Origin of the sequence: Ruegeria sp. HKCCD7559 (genome assembly GCF_013110575.1) — a bacterium.
Taxonomy (GTDB): domain Bacteria; phylum Pseudomonadota; class Alphaproteobacteria; order Rhodobacterales; family Rhodobacteraceae; genus Ruegeria.
Genome location: NZ_WVQU01000021.1, coordinates 1 through 4,832 on the forward strand (window position 1 = coordinate 1; position 4,832 = coordinate 4,832).

The following is a 4,832-nucleotide window of genomic DNA, read 5'->3' on the forward strand; positions in this document are numbered from 1 at the left end:
GAAGGTCGTAGGTTCAAATCCTACTCCCGCAACCAAAATAAATCACTTGATTACAACGCACTAACGCTCCAAGGGGCGCTTCTTGCATTTGGGACATACTCGCCCGGTGCTACAGCGGTGCTACGCCAGAGAGCAAAGAACAGCTATCAAAGCGTTCTCATTCTGACACTCCCCCACATCTGAACTTTTCTCAAAATGAAAACCGGCGCGGGTTCATCGTCTGCACTGTCAGCACCGTCAGCCAAAACCGCGAATGTCGGCTCAGAGCCCAAAGTTACAGGTGCTGCACGATGTTCCAATGACTGTTTTGGGCAGAAATCGGGCTTTGCAAAGCTCCGTGAATCGGCGCGTACTGGACCCTTGATGATGCTCCACCAAGCTTCAATTCGGCTCCAAGAAACGGAACTTGTTTGATAGTGCAGAGATTAGCGATTTTGTTTAAGGATTGCACCGTTTCGCATAATCAACGAAAGCTCTGACACGGGGCGGCATATTGCGCTTGGATAGATAGTTCAGGGAGAACCGGGGCAAATCAGCGGTCTGGCCTTCCAGAACCTGAACCAACCTGCCGTCTTCCAGCAAGCTCTCGACAGAGCTTGCAAAGATATAGGCCAGCCCAAGCCCCGCCTTTGCGCCTTCAAGGATGGAGGTCACGTCGTTGGTGACGATCTTGGGACGCGGCATGACCGAATAGGGGCCGTCTGTGCCTGCAAATACCCACGGGGCCAGCTTGTCAGCACCTGTAATAGCAAAACAGACCCCGCTATGTGCCGCCACATCGGCCGGTTTCTCTAGGGGCGGGCAATTGGCTAGATATTCGGGGGACGCGACAATCGTCATCTTCAGTGTAGGGCCAATTGCGATGGCATATGTATCAGGATCAAGCAGGGTCTCAGCACGGATAGCAGCATCAACCCCGCTGGTTACGAGATCGACTTTTGTTTCGTCATAAATTAGTTCAATCGCCACCGCCGGATGTTCTTTTGCAAATCCTGTGATTAGGGCATCCAGAAACAATTGGCCCGCGGCGGTCGGGGCCGTTAGCCGAAGCGTGCCCGACAGATCTTCGTTTAGGTCGTGAATACTTTTCAGTGCTGTTTCCAGATCATTGATTGCTGGCAGGCTACGGCGAAAAAGAAGTTCGCCCGCTTTGGTCAGGGCGATGGCCCGGGTCGATCTTTCGATCAGGCGCACGCCAAGGCGATCTTCGAACCTCTGGACAGCTTCACTTACCGAACCCGCTCCAAGTTTCAGTTTTTCAGCCGCCGCGCGGAAACCGTTCTCTTGAGCAACCGCCACGAATATCGACACGTCGTTCAACTCATTTCGCCTCATTGTTAGATATTCCTTACATCGCGATCTAAAAATGGCTGTTTATCTAACAAATATCCCTGACTATCTTGCTTGGCAATGGAAACCACACGCTTCGCCACACGCAAAACCGGAGCGAGAAAGTCAAAAGGACAAAGCTGATGAGCACGATGAAAATCTGGGGCCTACACATGACATATGACGGCCCCATGACCGAAGAATTTGCCGAGGGCACTAAGCGGTTGGCTGAAAGCATTGCGCAGGAAGCTGGTGTGATCTGGAAAATCTGGACCGTTGATGAAAGCAGTGGTGATTTCGGTTCGACCTATTTGTTCCGGGATCTCGCCGCCCTGGAAACCTACAAGGCGATGCACGTGAAGCGTCTGGCGGCAATCGGTGTCACCGTAACGTCGGACCATGTGTTTGATATCATGGAAGACCTCAGCTCAATCACCAACGCCCCCTTGCGCGAGGTAGTCTGATCAGGATCCCTCTTAAACTTGCGCACATACAAGGAGCTTTCAAATGAGCAATCGAACATTCCTGACCCTTCACAGCACAATCTATGCGTTGTTTGCCTTTGCGCTGTTTTTTCTGCCTGGTTTTCTGTGGCCAAACTACGGATTGGAGCTGAATGACCGCTACGCCTGGTTCCTGTCGCAGCACAACAGCATTTTTCTTGGAGGGATTGCCATTATTGGCTTTCTTCTTAGGGATGTGACCGACGGTGCAACCGCCCGGAAGCTGCTGACCGGGCTGATGGCAACCAACGCACTTGGTTTTGTCGTAACGCTATATGCGGCGCTGACAGGTATCTTCACTGGCTTTGGTTGGTCGGATCCCGCATTCTTTGCGTTTCTTGCGGTGATGAGCTTCCTGCAACTCAAGAAACTTAGTCAGTCCTGATGGTAGGGAACGCGGCTCGGAGCTTTCCGCTCCGAGCTTTCTGCCAATAAGAAGTGGATTTATGTTAAGATCTAGAGCGGAGCTTTCAACAAAGCCACGTGTTTGCCCCCGCAATTAAGGTTCGCTACCTTTCCTGCATGTGAGAATGTAATGTCTGTATTGGGCGCATAGCTGTCTTTGGAGCGATCACATCAAAAGTCCGCTTCGTCCCGCGTAGCAGACGAAAGTCGAACCAGACAAACGCAATAGGTGGAGCAACAAAAAGGCGCCCGACCCAAGGGATCGAGCGCGTTAGCCAAAAAATTGTTGTACGAACTTTCACCGACTGCTCAATTCTATCACCCGCATCCCGGCTTTGCCTTCCCGACTGAACGCGATGTTAACCCCCTGACGCCGCAACACGGGCTGAACCCGACGTAGCGCTGCCCCAAACCGCGCCTCGGACCGGGGAAAGCTCTGGCTGTCCTCTGTCAGCGCAGGAAAGCGATCCCGCAAGGTTTGCTTCAACTCGGTTGCAGTGCCGCCCCAACGCTGACGCCCATCCATGAGAGACAGGATTGCCAGTGCCACGGGGTTGGCGTCAACGGCGGCTTGGTCGCTGCGGGCGCGATTGGCCGCGTAGGAGTCCAGAAACGCGCCCTGAGTCCACCCAAGGGAGTCTTCGGCAGCAACGACCCATTTAGCAAAGTCCGCCATCCTAGGGGCTTCTGAGAGGCTTACAGAGTCAATTTGACCCAATGCGCGGGATACCGCGTCCAACAGCGCGCCCAGAATGTAGGGCTTGGCCTTGGCAAAGTCGCGGTTGAACGCGCCCAAGGTTTTGCGCCTGCCGGGTGGGATCACCGGCAGATGAACGCCAATGGCGCGATCCGCCAGATCAGGTCGTGCGGCCAGATCGGGAATACCGTTCAGCAGGCAAGGCCGGGTGGCGTTGAACAGCACTTCGTCGCTGTCGGTGTGCAGCTTGCGGGTGCCAAAGCCGCCACCCGTAGCAATCCGGCAGAAGGCGTCCGCCATCATCGGGCGGATGGTCGAGAGATTGTCAAAGCTCAGAACATGATTGTGCATCGCGGCAATCACCAAATCCTGCTCGGAATTGGGCGTGCTGCGGGTGCTGGGCTGGGCCGGGTCGATCAGGTCGCGCAGCGTTTGTGCAGTGGTGCTTTTGGCGCTGCCCTGTTCGCCTGACAGAGTCAGGATAGGGTAGGGGCCTTTGGGGTGGAAACACCCCAGAACCCATGCCACCAACATGCGGAAATCATCTTCGCTGTCCACGTTCAGAAAATCGCGCAACAAGTCGATGCCATTCTCATGCCGTTCCGGTACTGGAAGCGCCTGCATGGCTGGTGAGCGCCGAAACCGTGCGGGCGGGTGGCTGACCACCTGCCAGCCCTCGGAGGTGATCGCCACAGCCTGCCAGTCGGTGTCGCCAAGATCGAGATAGACCGTGCGCCCGATGGAGGCGATGCGGCTGGATACGGGGTAGGTCTCGCCTTCGAACCGGGCCACCCCTTCCAGCATCCGGCGCTTGTCATCTAGCGCGGCATTGGAGGGGGCTTTGCCCTCGGCCTTGTAATGGGCATAGGCCAGATAGTTGCGGAAGGTCGCGGAACCTACAGGCCAGTGCTCAAAGTGACCCTTGGCCCGTAACGTTACATAGGGCTCACCCTGTGGCGTGTTCCAAAGCTCAAGCCCATCCACCAGCGCCGCATTGTCATCGTTACGTATAGGTGCAGGTTCATCCCTATGTATAGGTAACGTATACGGGTCGGGGTTTTCCTTATGATACATAGGGGGATGCGGGTCATTGGCGGCAGGCCGAACCTTACTTGTAAGGTAGGCGGCAGTTACATCCGGCAAATCACACGCAACGCTGTTTATTAGGGCGTCAATCTCGCCTAGCCCCCAACCTGCGGCAATGGCATCGGCCACGTCCCAGCCCCTATGTATTGGTTTAGGGATCAGACTCGATGAATCATGCGCTTGAATCAGTGCGTCACTGATCGGCAGGATCAGAGGTGTCGCCCTATGTAATGTAACGAGCTCTTCGGCCAACTTGGCGGCATAGCTCTGTCCCGGCTCATCATGGTCAGGCCAGATAATGACAGTACGGCCTGCCAACGGTGACAGGTCAGTTTTTGCCAGCGCCTTGCTGCCTCCAAAGCTGGTAGAGGCCAGATACCCCAAGCCTGTCAGAACATCGGCACACTTCTCCCCTTCAACCCAGATCACCGGCTGATCCGGGTTCGCCTGGGCGATCCGGTCCAGATGATAGACCGGGCGCAACTGGGGTGCTTTCCATGCGCCCTTGGTCACGTCGTAGGGCAGAAAGAACTTGCCCTTGCCGTTGCCCTCATAGCGATTGGCGACGAGCACAGGCGCACCCGTTCTGCTGCGATAAACATGCTGGGTATCAGCGACACCGGCTGTCGGGTGGCGAAGGTCGGGTAGCGCGCTCATGCCTGCACCCCCAGACGCTGGGCCAGCGCACGTGCGGCCTGACCTTGCTGCACCCCGTTCAGATAGGCAAAGAGGCTGATGGCATCCCCGCCTTTGTCATCCGTCGCGAAGTCTGCCCACAGTCCGCTGTCGAGATTGATCCGAAACGAACCCCG

The 4,832-nt window shown here is 55.8% G+C and carries 4 protein-coding genes; 2 read left to right on the top strand and 2 right to left on the bottom strand.

The annotated features are described in order from the left end of the window. Positions 1-438 precede the first annotated feature (438 nt). On the bottom strand, positions 439-1,335 hold the full coding sequence (locus GS605_RS20875) for a LysR family transcriptional regulator (RefSeq protein ID WP_171329880.1): 897 nt from the start codon (positions 1,333-1,335) through the stop codon (positions 439-441). A 137-nt stretch (positions 1,336-1,472) separates the two neighbouring features. On the opposite strand from GS605_RS20875, the gene GS605_RS20880 reads away from it, so the two are divergent. Together GS605_RS20880 and GS605_RS20885 are read left to right on the top strand one after the other, a co-directional pair. Further along, positions 1,473-1,793 carry a monooxygenase gene (locus GS605_RS20880; RefSeq protein WP_171725208.1) on the top strand — a complete coding sequence of 107 codons (321 nt, stop codon included), beginning with the start codon at positions 1,473-1,475 and terminating at the stop codon, positions 1,791-1,793. Between the two features lie 43 nt (positions 1,794-1,836). Next, positions 1,837-2,217 carry a hypothetical protein gene (locus GS605_RS20885; protein WP_171329884.1) on the top strand — a complete coding sequence of 127 codons (381 nt, stop codon included), beginning with the start codon at positions 1,837-1,839 and terminating at the stop codon, positions 2,215-2,217. 318 nt (positions 2,218-2,535) lie between these two features. Here GS605_RS20885 and GS605_RS21155 read toward each other — a convergent pair whose 3' ends face one another. Next, the gene (locus GS605_RS21155; protein WP_253283376.1) at positions 2,536-4,677 is read right to left on the bottom strand and encodes a hypothetical protein; all 2,142 of its coding nucleotides are present in this window, start codon (positions 4,675-4,677) and stop codon (positions 2,536-2,538) included. Positions 4,678-4,832: the final 155 nt, after the last annotated feature.